This window comes from Kribbella sp. NPDC004138 (genome assembly GCF_053603655.1).
The window spans coordinates 1-20,321 of sequence record NZ_JBSGFZ010000007.1 but is presented as its reverse complement, the minus strand read 5'-3'; the positions used below and the strand labels follow the sequence as shown (position 1 = coordinate 20,321).

The following is a 20,321-nucleotide window of genomic DNA, read 5'->3' as shown; positions in this document are numbered from 1 at the left end:
GTGTGACCCCGTACATCCAAGTGTCCCGCACGACGGCGCGTCACGGGACACTCGAAACGGCAGATCAGCTGAACAGCGCTGTCAGGAAGGCGATGACGCTGGTGAAAGCGTCACCAACAGCCGAGAACGCGCCACCTACCGCGTTGGCGGCGTTGGCCGGCTGAGTGAACAGATAGAAGCCGGCAAAGGCGATGAGCGACCAGATCAACAGCTTCTTCGGCATGTCGCCACTCCTTGTTCCTAACCCACTCGGTCGACTGTGTTTGAGTTTGTATCACGGACCGTCACCAATTGTCACTGACTGAACACAGCCCACCGCACAATGCTCACCAGCTACAAGGTCCATTCTGTAACGGATTGGGGGGCACGGCAGCCATCGGCGCGCCGCCCTGAGACGGGGACCACCGTACTCAGCGTAAATCCCGCGGTATTTGCCCGGATTCGGCACAACTCCTGGTGAACGAAAAGCAAAGACACAATGTGACACTGCGTGGCCGGCTGTTGCACGGCGAGACAATCGTCACAGAGGTCGCGCGGATCTGTGGTGGCGCGCAGCAGGCACCACTGATCCGCGGGACCTCATAACGCGGCGATCAACTCGTCGGCCGCCGAATACGGGTCCGTGCCGCCGTCGGCGACCTTCGCCGCGAGGACGTCGAGCCGCGCGTCACCGTGCAGGTGCGCGAACCGGGCGCGCAGCGCGGTGGTCGCGATCGCCTCGATCTCGTCCCGGGCGCGGCTGCGCCGGCGGTCGGTGAGCACGCCGTTCCCGCGCATCCACTCCAGCCGGTCCTCGATCGCCTGCACCACCTCGGCGACGCCCTCGTTGCGGGACGCAACCGTCTTCAGGATCGGCGGCGACCAGGCCCCCTCGGTGCGCTCGGCCAGCGCCAGCATCGCCCGGAGGTCCCGGGTGACCGACTGGACGCCGTCCCGGTCGGCCTTGTTCACCATGTAGATGTCGCCGACCTCGAGGATCCCGGCCTTGGCCGCCTGGATGCCGTCGCCCATCCCGGGCGCCAGCAGCACCAGCGTGGTGTCCGCCATCCCGGCGATCTCGACCTCGGACTGCCCGACGCCGACGGTCTCCACCAGCACCACGTCGAACCCGGCCGCGTCCAGCACCCGCAGCGCCTGCGGTGTCGACCACGACAGCCCGCCGAGATGCCCGCGCGACGCCATCGACCGGATGAACACCCCGCGATCGGTCGCGTGGTCCTGCATCCGCACCCGGTCGCCGAGCAGCGCGCCGCCCGAGAACGGCGACGACGGATCGACCGCGAGGACGCCGACCCGCTTCCCGGTCTCCCGGTACGCCGACACCAGGGCCGACGTCGACGTCGACTTGCCGACGCCCGGCGACCCGGTGATGCCGACGATGTGCGCATGGCCCGCGTACGGCGCCAGCGCGGCCATCACGTCCCGCAGCAGCGGCGACTCGTCCTCGACCAGCGAGATCAGCCGGGCCACGGCCCGGGAGTCACCCTCCCGGGCCCGCTCGACCAGCTCGCCGACAGGCGCCGTACGACGTGGCATCAGCTCTGGGTCAGCTCTGGGGGACCCGCACGATGAGTGCGTCACCCTGGCCACCGCCGCCGCACAGGGCGGCCGCGCCGACACCGCCGCCGCGGCGGCCGAGCTCGAGCGCCAGGTGCAGCACCAGACGCGCGCCGGACATCCCGATCGGGTGGCCGAGCGCGATCGCGCCGCCGTTCACGTTCACCTTGTCCTCGCCGACCTGCAACTCGCGCGCGGACGCGATCCCGACCGCCGCGAACGCCTCGTTGATCTCGATCAGGTCGAGGTCGGCCGGCGCGATGCCTTCCTTCGCGCAGGCCTTCACGATCGCGTTCGCCGGCTGGCTCTGCAGCGTCGAGTCCGGTCCGGCGACCGAGCCGTGCGCGCCGATCTCGGCGATCCAGCTGAGCCCGAGCTCCTCGGCCTTCGCCTTGCTCATCACGACGACCGCGCAGCCGCCGTCCGAGATCTGCGAGGCCGAACCGGCGGTGATGGTGCCGTCCTTGCCGAAGGCCGGCCGCAGCTTGGCCAGCGCCTCGACCGAGGTGTCGCCGCGGACGCCTTCGTCGCTGTCGACCACGATCGGGTCGCCCTTGCGCTGCGGCACCTCGACCGGGACCACCTCGTCGGCGAACAGGCCGTTCTTCCAGGCCTCGGCGGCGCGCTGGTGCGAACGGGCGCTGAACTCGTCCTGCTCCGCGCGGCTGAGCTTCTCGACGGTGTTGTTCTGCTGGTCCGTCAGCGCACCCATCGCCTGGTCGGTGAAGGCGTCCCACAGCCCGTCGTACGCCATCGAGTCGACCAGCGTGGTGTCGCCGTACTTGAAGCCCTCGCGGGACTTCGGCAGCAGGTGCGGCGCGTTGGTCATCGACTCCATGCCGCCGGCCACGACGATCTCGTACTCGCCGGCGCGGATCAGCTGGTCGGCGAGGGCGATCGCGTTCAGCCCGGACAGGCAGACCTTGTTGATGGTGATGGCCGGGACGTCCATCGGGACGCCGCCCTTGACCGCGGCCTGACGGGCGGTGATCTGACCGCCGCCGGCCTGCAGGACCTGGCCCATGACGACGTACTCGACCTGGTCCGGCGCGACGCCGGCCTTGTCCAGTGCGCCCTTGATCGCGAACCCGCCGAGCTCGGCGCCGGTGAAGCCCTTGAGGCCACCCAGCAACCGCCCGATCGGGGTCCGTGCACCGGCGACGATGACGCTTGAGTTCCGCGTGTCAGACATGCCGTCACGATACCTGCGCAGGCACTGGTACGCCGCTGCTCGAGCACGTCAGACGGGTCACACGGATCGTGTCGGGTGGGCCACTTTCGATGGCCTCCGCAGACGTCCTGGGCCACGCTGGCGGCATGGATCAGTTGTTCGACGCGATCGACCACGTCGGCATCGCGGTGCCCGACTTCGACGAGGCCGTCCGGTACTACGCCGACGTGTTCGGCATGACCGTGGCGCACGAGGAGGTCAACGAGGAGCAGGGCGTCCGGGAGGCGATGCTGTCGGTCGGCGACTCGGGCTCCTCGATCCAGCTGCTGGCGCCGCTGTCGGCCGCCTCGCCGATCGCCAGGTTCCTCGACCAGCGCGGTCCCGGGATCCAGCAGCTCGCGTACCGGGTCCGCGACCTGGACGCCGTCTCCGAGGTGCTGCGGGAGCGCGGCGCCCGGCTGCTGTACGACGAGCCGAAGCGCGGTACGGCCGGCTCGCGGGTCAACTTCGTGCACCCGAAATCGGCCGGCGGCGTGCTCGTCGAACTCGTGGAGCCACCGGTCTCCCACCCGGCGTGACGGCTCGCTAGAACACCGCCCCGAGTTGCCGGACAGGGCCTAAGCTGTGCGGGTGCTGAAGGACAGCGCCACCGATTCCTCCCATGGTGCGCCGGCCGGGTTCGAGCACGACGCCTTCGTCCACGCGTCGGACGAGGAGTTCGTGCAGCGCGCGGCCCGGTTCGTACGGCAGGGGCTGGCGGCGGGGGAAACCATCGTGGCCGTGCTGCCACCGGAGCGGATCGCCGTGCTGCGCGACGCCCTCGGACCGTTGCGGCACGACGTCTGCTTCACCGACATCACCGTTGCCGGGGGCAACCCCGCGCGGCTGATCCCGTTCTGGCGGGACGTCCTCGACCAGCACCCCGGCCCGGTCCGCGCGCTCGGCGAGCCGGCGTACCCCGGCCGCAGCCAGGCGGCGTACGACGAGGTGCTGCTGCACGAGGCGCTGACCGGCATCGCCTTCGCGCACGACCGGTCGTTCCGGCTGTGGTGCGCGTACGAGGCGTCCGTGGGAATCGACCCGACGGCGACGCATTCGGCGGCGGAAGCCCTTGCGGAGAAGGGATTCCGAACCGCGCTGGACGACATCCCGGACCGCGCCGAGCACTGGGAGTTCGGGCCCGACGACCTCGGGGAGATCCGGCAGTGGGTGAGCGGGCAGGCGGCGTCGCACGGGGTGTCGCGGGACCGGCTCGAGGATCTGTCGCTGGCCCTGCACGAGATCTGCACGAACAGCATCCGGTTCGGAGGTGGGCGCGGCCGGCTGGCGCTGTGGATCGCCGACGGCACGCTGATCTGCGACGTGCTCGACCGTGGGCGGATCGACGACTTGCTGATCGGGCGGGTGCTGCCGCCGCTGGACGGGCTCGGCGGCCGGGGCGTCTGGCTGGCCAACCAGCTGTGCGACCTGGCGCAACTGCGGTCGGGCGACGGCTTCACGCAGGTGCGGCTGCATACGCGACTGCGATAAGACCACTGACAACGGTGGACTGGAAAAGTGACGGTCGTCTCACCCGTCCTCCGCTGTGTTACAGGGCACAGCCACGCGTGCATACTCGACGGTAAGTTCCGCTCACACAGACCGCCGTTCCAGGAGGTACTTTCGTGAAGCAGATCCTCGATGCGATCCTCTCCGGCGACACTGCCGCCGTCGGTGAGCTCGACGTACCGGACCACTACCGGGGCATCACCGTGCACGCCGACGAGGCGACGATGTTCGAGGGCCTGGACGCGAAGGAGAAGGACCCGCGCAAAAGCCTGCACCTCGACGACGTCCCGACCCCCGAGCTCGGCCCGGGCGAGGCGCTGGTCGCGGTGATGGCCAGCGCGATCAACTACAACACCGTCTGGACGTCCATCTTCGAGCCGGTCTCGACGTTCTCGTTCCTGAAGCGGTACGGGAAGCTGTCGCCGCTGACCGCCCGGCACGACCTGCCGTACCACGTGGTCGGCTCCGACCTCGCCGGCGTCGTCCTGCGGACCGGCCCGGGCGTGAACGCGTGGAAGCCGGGCGACGAGGTGGTCGCGCACTGCCTGTCGGTCGAACTGGAGTCGCCGGACGGGCACAACGACACGATGCTCGACTCCGAGCAGCGGATCTGGGGCTTCGAGACGAACTTCGGCGGCCTGGCGGAGCTGGCGCTGGTGAAGTCCAACCAGCTGATGCCGAAGCCCGCGCACCTGACCTGGGAGGAGGCGGCGTCCCCCGGCCTCGTGAACAGCACGGCGTACCGCCAGCTGGTGTCGGCCAACGGCGCCAACATGAAGCAGGGCGACGTGGTGCTGATCTGGGGCGCGTCCGGCGGCCTGGGGTCGTACGCCACCCAGTTCGCGCTGAACGGCGGCGCGATCCCGGTCTGCGTGGTGTCGTCGCCGGAGAAGGCCGAGATCTGCCGCGCGATGGGCGCCGAGCTGATCATCGACCGGTCGGCCGAGGGATACCGGTTCTGGAAGGACGAGACCACCCAGGACCCGAAGGAATGGAAGCGGCTCGGCGCGCGGATCCGGGAGCTGACCGGCGGCGACGACCCGGACATCGTGTTCGAGCACCCGGGCCGGGAGACGTTCGGTGCCTCGGTGTACGTCGCGCGGCGCGGCGGGACGATCGTGACGTGTGCGTCGACGTCGGGATTCATGCACGAGTACGACAACCGGTACCTGTGGATGAACCTGAAGCGGATCATCGGCTCTCATTTCGCCAACTACCGCGAGGCCTGGGAGGCGAACCGGCTAATCGCCAAGGGCATGGTGCACCCGACCGTCAGCAAGGTCTACCCGCTCGAGGACACCGCGCAGGCGGCGTACGACGTGCACCGCAACCTGCACCAGGGCAAGGTCGGCGTCCTCACCCTGGCCCCCACCGAAGGCCTCGGCGTCCGCGACACCGCACTGCGCGACAAGCACCTGGACGCCATTAATCGCTTCCGTAACAGGTAGTGCGATTGGGCGTTTGAACCGGGTTCTGACAGGCTTATGGTGGGGGATTCACTGAAAGCCGCCAGAAGGGAATCTCGGGAAATGCCTGACGAGTCGAGCCTGCCGTTCTTCGATCGCACGGCGACCGCGGCCGGGGGCTTCCCGGTCAGCCGCCGCGGGTACGACAAGCAGGCCGTGGACGACTACGTCCGCGCGCTGGAGATGCAGCTGGTCGAGGCCCGCAACCGCGCCGACAGCCTGCAGCAGAGCGTCGCGCCGATGCAGCAGCAGCTCGAGGAGACCCGGCGTCAGCTGGAGGCCAGCGCCAACCCGTCGTACGCCGGGCTCGGCGACCGCGCCGCGCAGATCCTCCGGCTCGCCCAGGACCAGGCGTCCGAGGCGCTCGAGGAGGCCAAGCGCGAGGCCGAGGAGCTGCGCGCGAACGCCGCCAAGGAGGCGTCGGCCGCGCGCGCGACCGGCGACCGCGAGGCCGAGGACATCCGGACCGTCGCGCTCAACGAGGCCGACAGCATGCGGCGTACGGCGGAGGGTGATGCGGCCGAGCTGCGGCGGACCGCGGAGACCGAGGCGGCCGAGGTCCTGCAGGCGGCCCAGCGGAAGGCGGAGCAGCTGCAACTGACGGCCGAGTCGCAGTCCAGCACGCTCAAGAACGGCGCGCTGCACGAGGCCGAGAAGATCCGGACCGCGATCCAGCGCGAGTCGGCGGCGCTGCGGGCGCGGCTGGCGGACGAGCGCGAGCAGCAGGCCAAGGAGCTCGCCGACAAGCACCAGCAGATCGCCGCTGACACCGAGAACCTGACCACCCAGATGAAGGAGGCCGCCGAGGCGTCCGAGCGCCGGGTGGCCGAGGCGACCGAGCAGGCCCGCAAGGTCCGCGCCGAGGCCGAGGAGTCGGCCGAGCGGACGCTGTCGCGCGCCCGCCGGGAGGCCGAGCAGCTGCTGACCACCGCGCGGACCCGCGCCGAGGCCGAGCTCGCGAACGCCGCCGACGAGGCGGAGCGGTCCCGGACCGTCGTCGCCCGCGAGACCGAGCGGCTGGCGAAGCGCCGAGACGGCATCCTCACCCAGATCGCCGGCCTGAACGAGATCGCCAGCAACATCGCCCGCCAGGCGGCCGAGCTCGACTCCGAGACCGCCGCGGCGCCGTACGTGAACCCGTTTGCCCGGGGCACCGAGTCGTCGTCCGGTCTCGCGGACAACGGTCCGTCCGGCCGCGGGACCCAGGGCGGCAGCCCGTTCGGCACACCCGGCTCCAGCGCGGGCAGCCCGTTCGCTTCCGAGGGCCCGGCGGTGAGCCCGTTCTCCGGAGAGGGGTCGTCCACGTTCTCCCCCGAGGCCACCTCGAGCCCGGCTGCTGGCGCGTTCTCGCCCGAGGCTTCGTCGAGCTCGGCTGCCGGCACGTTCGCGCCTGAGGCTTCGTCGGGCTCGGTCACGTCCGATGTTGCGGCGTCCGGTGCCGGCTCGGCCGCGTTCCCTGCGGAGTCCCCGGCTGATGCTCCGGCCGACGACGACAACCCGTACCCGGCGACCACTCCGGAGGACAACCCCTTCCCCGGAGCGACGCCGGCCGCGTCCGGCTCGAGCGACACGCCGTACGACGACGACGAAGAGGGGCCGTTCACCGGCGCGAGCCCGTTCGTCGGTGCCGGGGCCGGGGACGCGCGCGTCGACGAGACCCGGATCGACACCAATCTGCGCGTCGACCCGAAGGACGCCGACGACCTCGCGGACAAGACCAGCCGGTCCGCCGGCGGGCCGGCCGACGCCGACGACGCCGCGGAGGACGCCGAGGAGCCGAAGGACTCCACGATGGTGGACGAGTTCCGGCTGAGTGACCTCGCGAGCGAGGAGACTCGGGGCCAGACGCGGCCGTCCGCCCCGGCGAAGTCCGGGAGCACGCCGTCCGCGGGCGACACCACGACCACCTCGAGCGCGCGATCCCCGAAGGACAAGATGTGACGCCACCCGGCGACGACACCTCCACAGCGACCCCGGACGCGGACCTCGCCGAGGCGACGCGCGAAGCGAAGTCCGCGGCCGCCAAGGCCGAAGCCGCCGCCGGCAAGAGCGAACAAGCCGCCACCCAAGCCACCACCTCCGCCAACGAGGCGGAGGCCGCAGCCGAAGCCGCCGACTCCTCCGCGGACAAGGCCACCGACGCCGCCCGCTCCGCCGACTCCTCCGCAGACGAGGCAGCCGGCTCCGCACACACCGCGGACGTGTCGTCCGACGAGGCAGCCCGCTCCGCACGCGCGGCCGACTCCTCCGCGGACGAGGCGACCGACTCCGCACGCGCCGCCGACTCGTCATCCGACCAGGCAGCCGACTCCGCACGCGCTGCGGACGTGTCGTCCGACGAGGCGGCGGACTCGGCGCGGCAGGCGGATGCTTCAGCCGACGAGGCCGACGCCTTCGCCGACAAGGCGGACGTGTCGGCCGACAAGGCTGATGTCTCCGCGGAGGAGGCTGCGGCGGCTGGGCATCTGGCGGATACGGACATCGCGGACGAGCTGCTGATCGAGCAGCGGCATCCGTCGGTCGGTATGGGTACGCCGGGCCCGCCGCTGCGCCGCGGCAACCCGTTCACGTTCGGCTTCTTCGCCGCGCTCGGCGTGCTCGTCGCCTGGGGCCTGTGGAACGCGGCCGGCCAGGCCCGCTCGGTCCTGATCCTGCTGCTGGTCTCGATGTTCATCGCCGTCGGCCTGAACCCGCTCGTCGAGTGGTTCATGCGCCGCGGCCTGAAGCGCGGTCTGTCGGTCGGCGTCGTGTTCCTGCTGATGATCCTCGCGGTCGCCGGCGTCGGGTTCGCGATCGTGCCGGTGGTCACCGACCAGATCAACAGCCTGATCAAGAACGCACCCGAGTGGCTCGACCTGCTGACCAAGTCGAAGACCCTCAACGAGCTCGACAACAAGTACCACTTCATCCAGAAGGCCCAGGACTACATCCAGGACCCGGCGCTGGCGCAGCGCGCGTTCGGCGGGATCCTCGGTGTCGGCAGGGTGGTCGCGGGCGCGCTGTTCAACACGTTCACGATCCTGGTGCTGACGCTGTACTTCCTCGCGTCGCTCCCCTCGGTGAAGCGCGCGGCGTACAGCCTGGTTCCCCGCACCCGCCGTACCCGCGTCTCGATCCTCGGCGACGAGGTCCTCGGCCGGGTCGGCGGCTACGTCAGCGGCCAGTTCATGGTGGCGCTGTGCGCCGGTGTCTGCATGTTCATCTTCCTGGAGATCATCGGCCTGCGTGAGTACGCCGTGGCGCTGGCGATCGTGGTGATGTTCTGCGACTTCATCCCGATGGTCGGCGGCCTGATCGGCGTCGTCGTGGTCTCCCTGATCGGCTTCACCGGCGGTCTCTGGATCGGTATCGCCTGCCTGATCTACGGCATCATCTACCAGCAGGTCGAGAACTACATCGTGGCCCCGCGCATCATGCGCCGCGCCGTCGACATCCCCGGCGCCGTCACCGTCATCGCCGCCCTCCTCGGCGGCGCCCTCCTCGGCGTCGTCGGCGCCCTCCTCGCCATCCCCTCCGCCGCCGCCATCCTCCTCATCATCCGAGAAGTCTGGGTCCGCAAAGCCGACGCCTCCTGAGAGCCGTTGAGCTCGAGGATCGACCTCGAGCTCAACAGCTCGGATGGCGAGCGGATGCACGGTACGCTCAGCCGGTGGCAAACACTGCTGCGCTGCAGGAGGCAATCGACTGGGCTCGGGGTGACCTCGAGCGACAGTACGGCGTTCCCTTCGCCAAGAACACAGTTCGTCTACTCACCGGTGGCACGAGGTCTTTCAACGCTGTCGCATCCGATGGCACCGTCGTCGCCACCGTTCTCAACAGCTCAGGCGCAACCTCGGGCGGCAGGAAGCCGGTCGGCAAGCTGCGCTACGCGATCGCCGAGCTGTACTACTTGTCGCTCGTGCAGTCACGTCATCGGCTGCTGGTCGTCACCAACGCCGACTTCCTCGAATACCTCTCGACCGAGGTAGCTGGGGCGCTCGTCGACGGCATACAGCTCGTACACCTGCCGTTGCCGCCGCTGTTAGCCGGCCGTGTGGCCGAGGTTACCGCCGCCGCCAGCGAGGAGATGGGGCGCTAGCCAAGCACTCTCGCAATCTCTACGCGACAGGCCGACCGGACGTCGGCCGCATGCACTCGATAGCTCCTCATCGGTCTACGCGCACGAGGTCAGCGAGCGGCTGGGCTGGTGCGCTTGGACGAGCGGGGACGCACGGCCTTCCGAACCCGACGATCGTTCTCCCGGGCGCCCTGTTCGATCTCCGGTTTTGCGGTCCGGCTGCGCTTCGGTTCGGTGATCTCGATCAGTTGGAGGGATCGTCCGTCGTCGAGGCTGATGACGAGGTCGTGGGCGAACTCGTGCCGCGCCTGTCGCATCACCTTCCGGCCGGATTCTTCGTTTACGGCTGCCTGCACCAACTGCGAGACACGTTGGTGGGAGACGCCGAGGACGCTGCTCACATCGCGCACGGGAACGCTCGCGTCCGCGAGGGTGGACGCAACCTCCCGGGTGAGCTCGGCGACGAGCGCCTCGAGGTCTCTCGCCCGGCGACGAAGGCCGTCGACCAGGGTCTTCGCCTCGAGCAGGTTCTGCCCGTCGGCCTCGATTCCGGTCACCTCGACCGCGACCTTCGAGAGCGGAACGTCGGTGGACACCGCGATGAATTCCCGAGCCATCCGCTCGACCTCGTCCAACCGCCGGGCCTGCGTCACTCCCCCGAGCTCCGGAACAGCAACCATCCACCAACGGTCCTCCCGACTGACCGTCACCTCGTAGGTCTTCACCGCTCCTCCTCACACTCGGCGAGTGCCTTCTCGACCTTCCGGACGATCCCCGGAGAGATCATCCGGTGGCCGTCCGGCAGCACGAACGTGTGCTGCCCGCAGGAACATTCGTACAAGCTGTGCGAACCCTCCGTCCTGACCCGCCGCCAACCGGCGCCCCTGAACGCCTTCACGATCTTCCGTGTCGGCTGCTCACTGACCATGATTTTAGGCTATCGCTAGACACTTTCAAGGCAAATCGGGTAGACGGAACGCTCAGGCGGTGACGTCGAGGATGTAGTGCTGGGCGGGGGTCAGGCGGTTGTAGGTGTTCACGCGGAGGTAGGACTGCTGGTCGAGTTGCTGGGGCAGGTGGCGTAGGGCGAAGTAGGAGTGCATGGCTCGGCGGGGTTTGTCGGTGTGGTTTTGGGTGCCGCCGTGCCAGAGGTGGCTGTTGAAGATGACTACGGTGCCCGCTCGGCCGGTGAGTTGGATCTGGTCGGGGTGGGGGGCGGCGGGGTCCGGCATTTCGTCGGCGGGCATGGTGCCGCGGCGGTGGGAGCCGGGGACGACGCGGGTCGCGCCGTTCTCGGGGGTGAAGTCGTCGAGGAGCCAGATCGAGTTGCAGACCTCGTACGCACCCGGCTCGACCGGATGGCCGGAGTCGGCGTGCAGAGCCTGGTGCCCTTCGCCGGGTAGTGCCGCGCGGCTGTTGAGCGACGACAGCCGGAACTCGCCCAGTACGTGCCGCATCGCCGCCAGCACCCGCGCGTGGCTGAAGCACACCTCGAACCTCGGGTCCTTGTTGACCAGGTCCGCGAGCCGGTCCGTGCCCTTCTCCTGATGCACCTCCAGGCCGGCCCGGTCCCCCTCGGCGGCGGTCAGTTCGGCCAGCCGTTCGTTGATCGCGGCCACCTCGTCCGCCGTCAGGATTCCCTCCAGCGGCAGGTACCCGTCGCGGTCGAGCTGGTCCTTCTCGTCCTGCGTGAGTACGTCGTCGGTCACGCCGAGCTCGCGCAGCGCGGTCGTCATATCCATCCCAAGCACTCCTTCACAAGATGCACGAATCGATGCCAGCATCGACCCGACGTACCCGCGAAACAATGCAGGAGGCGACAGGGCTTGTGCACAAATCGCCACGACTCCTCGGCGCCGGCGTCCACACCGCCGCGCCCGGCAAGGACTACCCGCCGCACGCACACACCTCATGGGAGCTCGTGTACTACGTTCGCGGCCGGATCACCTGCCCCGTCGGCGACGAGACGTACGACGCCACGCCCGGCACCGTGCTCCTCACCCCGCCGCACACGTGGCACGCCGAGCTGAGCCGCACCGGGTACGCGAACCGCTTCCTCCAGGTGGACGCCGCAACCACCCACCCGTGGCCGCGCCTGTGCTACGACGACACCGACCACACCCTGCGCCGCGTGTTCGACACCCTGGTCCGGGAAACCGACGGCGAAATCCGCTCGCTGCTCCTCGCCGAACTGGACCTCCGCCTGAAACGCGCCGCAGCCACCCCACCGCAGACACCGGCCGAACAACTGGTCGCCCAAGCAGAACAGCTCTTCGAGGAACGCTTCGCCACCGGCCTCCGCATCACCCAGGTCGCAGCCGACCTAGGCATCTCACCCTCCGGCCTCCGGGCCGCGTTCGCCCGCCTCCGCAAGACGAGCCCCCAGGCAGCGCTCCAGGCAGTCCGCCTACGCCACGCCCTCGCCCACATCCGCAACTCGACCCTTCCCCTCCAAGCCGTAGCCGACCTGACGGGCTACCACTCGGTCAGCCACCTGACCCGTCACGTCAAGTCCGCGACCGGCGCCCCACCAGGCGCCTTACGTGCGACCGGCCCGCAGCGCTGACCCGTCGAGTCGTGGCGATTGGCTCCGCCCCCGATCGCCGAGTCGTGAATTGTGCTGACAACGACAGCCGAAATCCACGACTCGGCGGGCAGAGGTCAGCTGGCGAAGGCGGCTTGGACGGTCGTTAGCTCGAATCCGCGGTCCTTGATCGACTGGTGGATGTCGGGGTCGAGGACGGTGGCCTGGTCGGAGAGGCGGTATTCCTCGGCCCAGCGGTAGGTGTCGGAGCCGGGGCGGTGGAGGGCGGTGAGTTCGGGGTCGGCGGCGGCGCAGTGGGTGACGAGGAGGTGTACGCCGGGGGTGAGCGCGTCGAGATACGCGAGCATCCACGGCTTCTTGTCCGCGGCGTCGCGGTCGCTCAGGATCTCGATCGACGCGAAGCGGGACGACCAGTCCGGCCCGTAGATGAACGGCTTGCCGAGCGCCGCGGACACCTCGTCGTACGCCGACGGCACCGACGATCCCATGTGGAAGTCGAGGTACTCGGGCGTCAGTCCCTCGGCGGCGAACTTCGCCGCCTGCGCGGACAGCTCCCGCACCGCGTCCTCGGGGGAAATGCCCGCCGCGGCCTCGGCCACGGTACGCCGGAATGTGCCGTCCTCCCCCACCAGCGACGCCCCGTCCGTCAACGGCCGCCAGCGCAGGTTGTCCCACTCGCACGTCAACGTCTGATGCACGCCCACCGGGATCGAGAACTCCCGCGCCAGGGCCGCCGCCTCGGTGAACCACGGACAGGCCGCCATGGTCGACACCTGCGTCACGATCCCCTCGCGGAACGCCTGCACCGTGCCGGCGTTCACCGCATGACACATCCCGAAATCGTCCGACTGAACGACCAACCGAACCTTAGCCACAGCCCACTCCTCTCGATCACCAGCACGACGTAATCTACGGACCCGCGAGCTTGCTGACCTCCGGGGACTGGCTGGTGTGGAACGCGCAAGCGCGCGGGTACGACGCGAGGCAGCCGCGGGTGGTCATCAGGGCGGTGTAGTAGTCGATGTAGCGGAAGCCGTACGTCTCGCCGCGCGCGAAGGCCTGGTGGCGGATGGCGTTCACCCAGAGGTAGAAGGCCTCGTCGGGGATCGGGACGTACAGCGACGGCGTGAAGCCCTCCATGTCCTCCCAGTTCTCGGCGTGCAGGAACGATCGGACGCCGTGCCGGGGCAGCGCCGCCACCTTCGCGGCGAGTTCCGGGTACGCCGTGATCGCCGGGAAGTCGTCGTCGGCCGAGAGTGGCAGCCCGGCCAGGAAACGGGCGCGCTCGGCGAGCACCGCGGTGTGTTCGTGGTCGCGGTGGATGGAGTGTTTCCAGTGCGTGATGATCGTGTCGGGCTGCTTCTCGCGGATGATCTGGGCCAGTTGCAGCGCCACGTCGTCGGTCGACGGGAGGAACCCGTCGCTGTGGTCGAGCACCGTGAAGTCCGCGCCGATCGCCTCCGCGAACGCCGTACCCTCCGCAATCTTCTGCGTCTTGTACTCCGCCGGAGTCATCCGCGGGTGACCGCGTTCGCCCGGCGTCAGCGCGACGATCGTCGCCGACGCGCCCTCGAGCACGAGCTTGGCCAGGGTCGGCCCGGCGGTCAGGTCCATGTCGCCGATGTGCGCCCCGACGGCGAGCACTGTTCTGGTCACAAGGGTCTCCTCACTTCAGGCCGCTGAGTACGACGCCACGCACGTAGTACTTCTGGAACATCAGGAACACGACCAGCACCGGCAGCGTGCTGATCACCAGGCCGGCCATCACGATCGGCATCGTGCGGTCCGGGTCGAGGAAGCTCTGCAGCAGCTGGATGCCGACCGGCAGCGTCTGCAACGAGGGGTCCGAGGACGAGATCAGCAGCGTCCAGATGTACTCGTTCCAGGTGCCGATGAACGTGATCAGGCCGAGTGTGATCGCGACCGGCTTGGTCTGCGGCAGCACGATCAGCCGCCAGGTCTGCCACTGGTTCGCGCCGTCGATCTTGGCCGCCTCGAGCATCTCGTCCGGCAGCGAGACCATGAACTGGCGCATCAGGAAGATCCCGAAGCCGGACACCGTGAACGGCAGGATCAGCGCGAGCAGGCTGGTGGTCAGCCCGCCGTCACCGCCGCGGCCGAGGATGTCGTTGCCGCCGGCCAACGGCCAGTTGAGCATGATCAAGAACGTCGGGATCAGCAGCAGGAACGGCGGCAGCATCATGGTCGCGAGGATGAACCGGAAGATCACCGCGCGGCCGCGGAACCGCAGCTTGGCCAGCGCGTACCCGGCCAGCGCCGACGTGATCAGCACCGACACGGTCACGCTGACCGTGACGATGACGCTGTTGCGGAACAACCGCGGGAGCTCCAGCTGTGAGAACGCCTCGCGGTAGTTGTCCAGGCCGAACGACGACGGCAGCAGCTTGTACGGGATCACGCCGTACTCGCCGGGGCCCTTGAACGAGCTCATCACCATGTCGAGGAACGGCATCACCATCGCGACGCCGCCCAGCACCACCACCAGGTACGCGAACCACGGGAACCTGCCGCGCCGCTTCACGAGGTCTCCTCTCCGCGCCGCCGGGCGATCCTCAGCTGCAGCAGCGTGATCGCCAGGATGATCACGAACAACACCATCGCCATCGCGCTGGCCGTCCCCCAGGCTCCGTACTTGAAGGCCCGCTGGTACATCTCGAACGCCGCGACGTTGGTCGCGTTCACCGGCCCGCCGTCGCCGGTCATGACGATGATCAGCGCGAACGACTGCAGCCCGCCGATGAATTGCGTGATCAGCACGAACAGCAACGCCGGCCGGAGCAACGGCAGGGTGATCGACCAGAACAGGTGCCACGAGTTCGCGCCGTCCACCTCGGCCGCCTCGTAGTACATCTCCGGGATCCCCTTCAGCCCCGCGGTCAGGATCAGCACAGCGCCGCCGATCGAGGCCCAGGCGTGTACGACGGTCACCGACGGCAGCGCGTACGACGAGTCGGACAGGAAGCCGACGCTGTTCACGCCGAGCTTGTTGAGTATGCCGTTGATCAGCCCGGCCGGCTGGTACATCATCTTCCACACGTTGCCGATGGCCACGACCGTGGCGACGACCGGCAGGAAGTACAGCACCCGCCAGAACCCCGGGAACGCCAGCCGGTCGATGCAGTAGGCCACGAGCACCGACCCGAACGTCGCCAGGAACACCGAGCCGAACGCGAACAGCAGCGTGTTCACCAGGATCGGCTTGACGAAGGTCCCGTCGAAGCTCAGCACCTCGCGGAAGTTCCCGATCCCGGACCATTTCAGCGTGCCGAGGTCGAATCCGCCCCAGTCCGAGAACGCGAGCACGATCGCGAAGATGAACGGGAGGATCAGGAACACGCAGAAGAACAGCAGCGCCGGCGCGAGGAAGAGGTACGCGGCCCGTCCCTCGCGATGCAGCTTGCCGGGCCGCCGGGCCGGCGCCGCGACGGCACCGACCCTGCTGACCGCGGTCGTCATTGCGGTTTGACCGCCTTGGCGGCCTGCGCCAGCGCGTCGTCCGGGCTCTTGCCGTCGGCGAGCACACCCATGAGCGCGTTGTGCAGCGCGGTCTTCGCCTCGTACGCACCCGGCTGGTTCGGCTCGGCCATCGCGTACGTCGCGGCGTCGTAGATCGGCGCCAGGTTCGGGTCGGACAGCGACTTCTTGTACTCCGCCTGGTCGGCAGTCCGCGGCGGGATCAGGCCCTGGTCGGCCAGCCACTTGCCGGTCTCCGTGACGTTACCCTCGGCCGCCTTGTGCTCGTTCATCCAGGTGAGGAACTTCCACGCCTCGTCCGCGTGCTTGCTGCGCTGGTTCACGCCCATGAAGAACCCGTACGCCAGCGAGCCCTTGCTGCCCGGCGTCGGACCGGGGATCGCGGTCACCCCGACATCGGTGCCGTACTTGTCCTTCATCTGGGTCTTCAGGCTGCCGATCCACCAGCCGGCCTGGATCGCCATCGCGACCCCGCCGCTGCGGAACTGCTTGGTCGGCATGATCGAGGGGTTGGTCGCCTTCGCGGCGGCCAGGTCGGCCTCGAACTTCAGCGCCGCCTTGCCCTCGGCGTTGTCGAACTGCGGCGTACCGTCCGGGCCGAGGAACTTCCCGCCGGCCGCGTCGAGCAGCGACAGGAACGGATGCACCGACTTGTTGTCGCCGTCCTGGATCAGGCTCAGGCCTTCGACCTGAATGTTGCCTTTAGCATCACGCTTGACGGTCTTGCGGGCCGCGTCGGCGAGCTCGGCCCAGGTCGTCGGCGGTTTGGCGACACCGGCCGCGGCGAGGATCTTCTTGTTGTAGAAGAGCACGTAGGTGTTCAGCTCGGTCGGGTAGCCGAGCAACGTGTCGCCGGTGGTGACGGCGCCGAGCGCGGCCGGGCTGTACTCGGCCTTGATCTTCGTGGCGATATCGTCCGGGACCTTCGCGACGACGTTCGCCTTCATCAGCTGGCCGCCCCACAGGCCGTACGCGCTGACGATGTCGGCGCCGCGACCGCCGGTCTGCCGAACTGTCATCGTGGTCAGCAGGTCGTCGAACTTGACCACCTGCGCCTTCACCTGGATCTTCGGGTTGTCCTTGTTCCATTGCTGGATCATCTTGTCCAGCCCGTCCTTCGACGGGCCGTCGCTGTAGTGGCTCAGCAGTGTCAGCTCGACCTTGTCGCCACTGCCGCCCGAGCCGCTGCCGCCGCCGCAGGCAGCGGCCGTAGCGAGGAGCCCCAGGACAACAGCAAGCCGCAAACCTCTGGCGATGCTCATGTCACTCCTTTCAGCCAGCCGGGTGCAGGGGCGCCCGGAGGATGGTGAACGTGCGGGTGATCTCGAACCCCGTCTTCAGGTACAGCTGCCCGGCGGCGGACTTCTCGCCGGTCCACAGGAACCAGGCGCTGTGCGCGCCGGCGGCGACCATCCGTTCGAGCGTCAGGTGCAGCAGCACCTTCCCGAGCCCGGTGCCGCGGGAGGCCGGCAGGACGCCGAACGGACCGAACCGGTCGATCACCGCCTCGTACGTCCCGTGCATCGCCCAGCCGAGGATCGCCCGGCCGGACTGTGCTTGACCGTTTTGGCGTGCCACCACGATGCGATCGAGTGGCAGTCCGGACACGACGCCTTCGCGGATCGCGCGCGCCCAGTCCGGGTTGAACTCCGCGCCGGCGATCGCGATCAGCGCGGTCAGCTCGTCGCCGGACGGTGTGCCGAACGTGTAGCCCTCGGCCGTCAGGGCGTCGATCCGCTCCCGGACGTCGTCCGGAACGGCGTACCCGACCAGGCCGCGGTCCATCGCGACCGCGTCGTACCGGCGCTCGAAGCCCAGAGCGCCGAGCAGCCGGGCGGCCTGTGGGTAACGCTCCGCGTCCAGGCCGGGGAGGAAGTAGTTCGGGGTGTACGACGAGAAGAACACCTCGGACCGGCCCTGCGACCGGAGCCAGTCCATTGCCGCGGACAACAAGTCGCGGCCGATCCTCTGTCCCCGGAACGACGGGTGCACGAAGAAGAACGGGATCCAGCCGGACGCAGGCTCCAGGTCGTCGGCGTCGACGGCGATCAGGCGGCGGACGGCGTACGCGGCGCCGATGATCTGATCATTGATCACGGCTACCTGGAGGCCGGCCGCATCAAAGTTGCGGTCGAGCAGGAACAGGTCCCGGAAGCGCTGGTAGCCGATCGGATCGGCCGGCGCGGCGGCGGTCCACGCCGCGGCGAGCGCCGGACCGTCACCGACCTGGAACGAACGAATCATGAGGCTCCTCCGCAGAGCAGGACGTCGGGACGCACCCAGCCGGACGGTGTCGTTGCCGCGGGCAAGAGCTCGACCGGGTCGTCGCCCGCCTCCAGCGCCTTCCGCAGCGAGTCCGAACCCCACAGCTTGTCCAGCGACGGCAGCAGGTCGAAGTCGTCGGGATACAGCTCGTTGAGCACCCGCAGCATCACCAGCGCGGTCCGCACCGGCTCGAACGCGTCCCGGTCCACGACATGCAGCTGTACGCCGGACAGCGCCTGGCCGGCGTACTTGTGGAACACCGGCTCGAACCACGTCCGCCGGAAGATCACGCCGGGCAGCTCGCACGCCCGCAGTGCCGGCACCAGCCGGTCGTCGACGTACGGCGCGCCGATCGTCTCGAACGGTCGCGTCGTACCGCGGCCCTCGCTGAGGTTCGTGCCCTCGAAGAGACCCGTGCCGGGGTAGACCAGGGCCGTGTCCGGCGTCGGCATGTTCGGCGACGGCGGCACCCACGGCTCGACGCCGCGGCTGTCTCGCGTCCACCCCTCCAGCTCGACGACCGTCGCCTCCCCCAGTTGCCGGGCGAGTTCGCCGGCCGTGAGCCCGTGCCGCAGCGGGATCGGCGCCCGCCCGACGAAGCTCTCGAACCCTGGCTGCAGGATCGGCCCTTCGACGCGAACTCCCCCGAGCGGGTTCGGCCGGTCAAGCACGACGAACGGCAGACCGAGCCGCGCGGCCGCCTGCTGGCAGTCGTACATCGTCCAGATGTAGGTGTAGAACCGCGTCCCGATGTCCTGGATGTCGAACAGCAGCACGTCGACGCCGGAGAACAGGTCGTCGAGCTCTCGCCCCTTGCGCCGGTACGTGTCGAAGACCGGGAGCCCGGTGTCCGGGTCGACGCCCTCGCCTTCGCTCTGACCCGCTTGCGCCGTACCGCGGAGGCCGTGCTCGGGACCGAACAGCGCCGTCAACGGCAGCCCGGCCGCACGCAGCGCCACCGGCGTCGGCGTGAGATCCGGCAGCACGCCAGTGAAGTTCGTGATCAGTCCCAGGCGCCCGTCCGGCACCAGCCCCGGGTCCTCGGCCAGCCGCTGCGCGCCGGTCCGGACCACCATCGCCACCACACCCAACCCAGATCGTGGATCCTGCAGGAACTGGGTTGAAAACTTACCGACGCAGCCAGTCAGAGGTCAATGGATTACTGACAACCGTTTGCCGGGGTCACGGGAGGAACGGTGTCAGAGCCGCCAGGAAGTCGTCGAGGCGTTCGGCGTGGACCCAGTGGCCGGCCTCGGGTACCTCGGCGTACTGGACGTGCGGGAAGTACGTCGCGATGGTCGCGCGGTGGTCCTGCTGGACGTAGTCGGACTTGCCGCCGTAGATGAACAGCGTCGGTCCGTCGTAGTGCAGCCCCTCGACCGCGGGCCAGCCGGAGATGGCCGGCAGCGCGGCCTCGATCACCGGCAGGTTCGGCCGCCACCGGGCGCCGTCGGAGTCCAGGATCAGGTTCTGCAGCAGGAACGCCCGGGTCCCCGGCGTCGGTACGGCGTCCGCGAGCTGGGCGTCGACCTCGGCGCGCCGGGTGACCGACGACAGGTCGGCGGTCCGCATCGCCCGCGCGTACTCGACGAACGCCGGCGGGTACGCGACCGGCGCCGCGTCCACGACGACGAGCCGCTCGACCGCGGCCGGGTACCGCAGCGCGGTGAGCATCGCCGTCTTGCCGCCCATCGAGTGCCCGACGAGCGCGACCGGCCCGACCCCGAGCGACTCGATCGTCTCCCGGACGTCGTCGGCCATCTCCGGGTAGCTCATCGTGGCGACGTGCGGCGACGTGCCGTGGTTGCGCAGGTCGAGCGCGAACACTCGGTGCCGGTCCGCGAGCCGGCGCGCGGCGGTCATCCAGTTCCGCCCCGAGCCGAACAGCCCGTGCATCACCACGACCGGCGATCCCGTCTCGCCGTACGCCGTGACCGGAAGCTTCATCCGCACACCTTTCAGCGGCTCCGTTGCCAGCACGCCGTGTGCCAGTGCCGCCGCTCGTCGAGGGACTGCGCACCGCCGAGGGCGCCGAGCAGGCTGGGGTTGTCCGGCCACACGACGACGTGCGGGGTGGCCGGTGGGATCTGCTGGTCGCAGCCCGGGCAGCGGTACGACTTCGCCGACGCGGATCCGGAGACCCGCCGGACGTTCCACTCGCCGTCCGCCTTCGCCTCGCGGGACTGGGTACCACCGAGCAGCGGCCGGTCACTGACC

Annotated in this window: 22 protein-coding genes; 7 read left to right on the top strand and 15 right to left on the bottom strand. The window is 69.3% G+C overall.

From position 1 onward, the window contains the following. Nucleotides 1-64: 64 nt before the first annotated feature. From ACWEOO_RS11330 to ACWEOO_RS11320, 3 genes are all read right to left on the bottom strand, one after another. Complete coding sequence (locus tag ACWEOO_RS11330; RefSeq protein ID WP_355483178.1) at nucleotides 65-223, bottom strand: hypothetical protein; 159 nt, start codon at nucleotides 221-223, stop codon at nucleotides 65-67. A gap of 356 nt (nucleotides 224-579) precedes the next feature. After that, nucleotides 580-1,536, bottom strand: coding sequence for a methylmalonyl Co-A mutase-associated GTPase MeaB (gene meaB, locus ACWEOO_RS11325; RefSeq protein ID WP_452142847.1), 957 nt, complete (start codon nucleotides 1,534-1,536; stop codon nucleotides 580-582). A 10-nt stretch (nucleotides 1,537-1,546) separates the two neighbouring features. Beyond that, entirely contained in the window at nucleotides 1,547-2,749 is a 1,203-nt protein-coding gene (locus tag ACWEOO_RS11320) for an acetyl-CoA C-acetyltransferase (protein WP_359930226.1), read from the bottom strand. Between the two features lie 125 nt (nucleotides 2,750-2,874). On the opposite strand from ACWEOO_RS11320, the gene mce reads away from it, so the two are divergent. The 6 genes from mce (at nucleotide 2,875) to ACWEOO_RS11290 (ending at nucleotide 9,820) form a co-directional block, all read left to right on the top strand. Next, on the top strand, nucleotides 2,875-3,306 hold the full coding sequence (gene mce, locus ACWEOO_RS11315) for a methylmalonyl-CoA epimerase (RefSeq protein ID WP_452142846.1): 432 nt from the start codon (nucleotides 2,875-2,877) through the stop codon (nucleotides 3,304-3,306). A gap of 52 nt (nucleotides 3,307-3,358) precedes the next feature. Further along, complete coding sequence (locus ACWEOO_RS11310) at nucleotides 3,359-4,258, top strand: anti-sigma factor RsbA family regulatory protein (protein WP_452142845.1); 900 nt, start codon at nucleotides 3,359-3,361, stop codon at nucleotides 4,256-4,258. A 134-nt stretch (nucleotides 4,259-4,392) separates the two neighbouring features. Then, nucleotides 4,393-5,724 carry a crotonyl-CoA carboxylase/reductase gene (ccrA, locus tag ACWEOO_RS11305; RefSeq protein WP_359930220.1) on the top strand — a complete coding sequence of 444 codons (1,332 nt, stop codon included), beginning with the start codon at nucleotides 4,393-4,395 and terminating at the stop codon, nucleotides 5,722-5,724. An 81-nt stretch (nucleotides 5,725-5,805) separates the two neighbouring features. After that, complete coding sequence (locus ACWEOO_RS11300; RefSeq protein WP_452142844.1) at nucleotides 5,806-7,683, top strand: transposase; 1,878 nt, start codon at nucleotides 5,806-5,808, stop codon at nucleotides 7,681-7,683. Then, the gene (locus ACWEOO_RS11295) at nucleotides 7,680-9,317 is read left to right on the top strand and encodes an AI-2E family transporter (RefSeq protein WP_452142843.1); all 1,638 of its coding nucleotides are present in this window, start codon (nucleotides 7,680-7,682) and stop codon (nucleotides 9,315-9,317) included. The genes ACWEOO_RS11300 and ACWEOO_RS11295 overlap by 4 nt, the downstream gene beginning before the upstream one ends. 74 nt (nucleotides 9,318-9,391) lie before the next feature. After that, entirely contained in the window at nucleotides 9,392-9,820 is a 429-nt protein-coding gene (locus ACWEOO_RS11290; RefSeq protein WP_452142842.1) for a hypothetical protein, read from the top strand. 89 nt (nucleotides 9,821-9,909) lie between these two features. Here the strand turns inward: ACWEOO_RS11290 and ACWEOO_RS11285 are convergent, their stop codons facing one another. The 3 genes from ACWEOO_RS11285 to ACWEOO_RS11275 are packed head-to-tail and all read right to left on the bottom strand — an operon-like array spanning nucleotide 9,910 to nucleotide 11,541. Next, a complete protein-coding gene (locus ACWEOO_RS11285) occupies nucleotides 9,910-10,524 on the bottom strand; it encodes a type II toxin-antitoxin system HicB family antitoxin (protein ID WP_452142841.1) in 615 nt (204 codons plus the stop codon). Then, nucleotides 10,521-10,727, bottom strand: a complete 207-nt coding sequence (locus tag ACWEOO_RS11280) for a type II toxin-antitoxin system HicA family toxin (RefSeq protein WP_452142840.1) — start codon at nucleotides 10,725-10,727, stop codon at nucleotides 10,521-10,523. Before ACWEOO_RS11280 ends, ACWEOO_RS11285 begins: the two co-directional genes overlap by 4 nt. A 52-nt stretch (nucleotides 10,728-10,779) precedes the next feature. After that, complete coding sequence (locus tag ACWEOO_RS11275) at nucleotides 10,780-11,541, bottom strand: phytanoyl-CoA dioxygenase family protein (protein WP_452142839.1); 762 nt, start codon at nucleotides 11,539-11,541, stop codon at nucleotides 10,780-10,782. Between the two features lie 65 nt (nucleotides 11,542-11,606). Here ACWEOO_RS11275 and ACWEOO_RS11270 point away from each other — a divergent pair, with 65 nt between their 5' ends. Then, nucleotides 11,607-12,365 carry an AraC family transcriptional regulator gene (locus ACWEOO_RS11270; protein ID WP_452142838.1) on the top strand — a complete coding sequence of 253 codons (759 nt, stop codon included), beginning with the start codon at nucleotides 11,607-11,609 and terminating at the stop codon, nucleotides 12,363-12,365. Between the two features lie 95 nt (nucleotides 12,366-12,460). Here the strand turns inward: ACWEOO_RS11270 and ACWEOO_RS11265 are convergent, their stop codons facing one another. From ACWEOO_RS11265 to ACWEOO_RS11225, 9 genes are all read right to left on the bottom strand, one after another. Continuing rightward, on the bottom strand, nucleotides 12,461-13,219 hold the full coding sequence (locus ACWEOO_RS11265) for a carbohydrate deacetylase (protein WP_452142837.1): 759 nt from the start codon (nucleotides 13,217-13,219) through the stop codon (nucleotides 12,461-12,463). 34 nt (nucleotides 13,220-13,253) lie between these two features. Continuing rightward, the gene (locus tag ACWEOO_RS11260) at nucleotides 13,254-14,000 is read right to left on the bottom strand and encodes a PIG-L deacetylase family protein (protein WP_355699960.1); all 747 of its coding nucleotides are present in this window, start codon (nucleotides 13,998-14,000) and stop codon (nucleotides 13,254-13,256) included. 10 nt (nucleotides 14,001-14,010) lie between these two features. Further along, nucleotides 14,011-14,886, bottom strand: a complete 876-nt coding sequence (locus tag ACWEOO_RS11255) for a carbohydrate ABC transporter permease (protein WP_452142836.1) — start codon at nucleotides 14,884-14,886, stop codon at nucleotides 14,011-14,013. Continuing rightward, nucleotides 14,883-15,821 carry a carbohydrate ABC transporter permease gene (locus ACWEOO_RS11250; RefSeq protein WP_452142835.1) on the bottom strand — a complete coding sequence of 313 codons (939 nt, stop codon included), beginning with the start codon at nucleotides 15,819-15,821 and terminating at the stop codon, nucleotides 14,883-14,885. Before ACWEOO_RS11250 ends, ACWEOO_RS11255 begins: the two co-directional genes overlap by 4 nt. Further along, nucleotides 15,818-17,101: an extracellular solute-binding protein gene (locus ACWEOO_RS11245; protein ID WP_452142834.1), complete on the bottom strand. Its 1,284-nt coding sequence runs from the start codon at nucleotides 17,099-17,101 to the stop codon at nucleotides 15,818-15,820. The genes ACWEOO_RS11250 and ACWEOO_RS11245 overlap by 4 nt, the downstream gene beginning before the upstream one ends. A gap of 10 nt (nucleotides 17,102-17,111) precedes the next feature. Then, nucleotides 17,112-18,083, bottom strand: coding sequence for a GNAT family N-acetyltransferase (locus ACWEOO_RS11240; protein WP_452142833.1), 972 nt, complete (start codon nucleotides 18,081-18,083; stop codon nucleotides 17,112-17,114). Beyond that, a complete protein-coding gene (locus tag ACWEOO_RS11235; RefSeq protein ID WP_452142832.1) occupies nucleotides 18,080-19,180 on the bottom strand; it encodes an exo-beta-N-acetylmuramidase NamZ family protein in 1,101 nt (366 codons plus the stop codon). The genes ACWEOO_RS11240 and ACWEOO_RS11235 overlap by 4 nt, the downstream gene beginning before the upstream one ends. 106 nt (nucleotides 19,181-19,286) lie before the next feature. Then, complete coding sequence (locus ACWEOO_RS11230) at nucleotides 19,287-20,051, bottom strand: alpha/beta fold hydrolase (protein WP_359930193.1); 765 nt, start codon at nucleotides 20,049-20,051, stop codon at nucleotides 19,287-19,289. An 11-nt stretch (nucleotides 20,052-20,062) separates the two neighbouring features. Beyond that, on the bottom strand, nucleotides 20,063-20,321 hold a 259-nt coding region (locus ACWEOO_RS11225; protein WP_452142831.1), incomplete at its 5' end, for a hypothetical protein.

Coding starts and splice junctions, on each gene's coding strand:
- ACWEOO_RS11275 (WP_452142839.1), bottom strand. CDS start 11,541: ATGGATATGACGACCGCGCTGCGCGAGCTCGGCGTGACCGACGACGTA.
- ACWEOO_RS11320 (WP_359930226.1), bottom strand. CDS start 2,749: ATGTCTGACACGCGGAACTCAAGCGTCATCGTCGCCGGTGCACGGACC.
- ACWEOO_RS11330 (WP_355483178.1), bottom strand. CDS start 223: ATGCCGAAGAAGCTGTTGATCTGGTCGCTCATCGCCTTTGCCGGCTTC.
- ACWEOO_RS11230 (WP_359930193.1), bottom strand. CDS start 20,051: ATGAAGCTTCCGGTCACGGCGTACGGCGAGACGGGATCGCCGGTCGTG.
- mce (WP_452142846.1), top strand. CDS start 2,875: ATGGATCAGTTGTTCGACGCGATCGACCACGTCGGCATCGCGGTGCCC.
- ACWEOO_RS11280 (WP_452142840.1), bottom strand. CDS start 10,727: ATGGTCAGTGAGCAGCCGACACGGAAGATCGTGAAGGCGTTCAGGGGC.
- ACWEOO_RS11235 (WP_452142832.1), bottom strand. CDS start 19,180: ATGGTGGTCCGGACCGGCGCGCAGCGGCTGGCCGAGGACCCGGGGCTG.
- meaB (WP_452142847.1), bottom strand. CDS start 1,536: ATGCCACGTCGTACGGCGCCTGTCGGCGAGCTGGTCGAGCGGGCCCGG.
- ACWEOO_RS11245 (WP_452142834.1), bottom strand. CDS start 17,101: ATGAGCATCGCCAGAGGTTTGCGGCTTGCTGTTGTCCTGGGGCTCCTC.
- ACWEOO_RS11250 (WP_452142835.1), bottom strand. CDS start 15,821: ATGACGACCGCGGTCAGCAGGGTCGGTGCCGTCGCGGCGCCGGCCCGG.
- ACWEOO_RS11270 (WP_452142838.1), top strand. CDS start 11,607: ATGCAGGAGGCGACAGGGCTTGTGCACAAATCGCCACGACTCCTCGGC.
- ACWEOO_RS11240 (WP_452142833.1), bottom strand. CDS start 18,083: ATGATTCGTTCGTTCCAGGTCGGTGACGGTCCGGCGCTCGCCGCGGCG.
- ACWEOO_RS11300 (WP_452142844.1), top strand. CDS start 5,806: ATGCCTGACGAGTCGAGCCTGCCGTTCTTCGATCGCACGGCGACCGCG.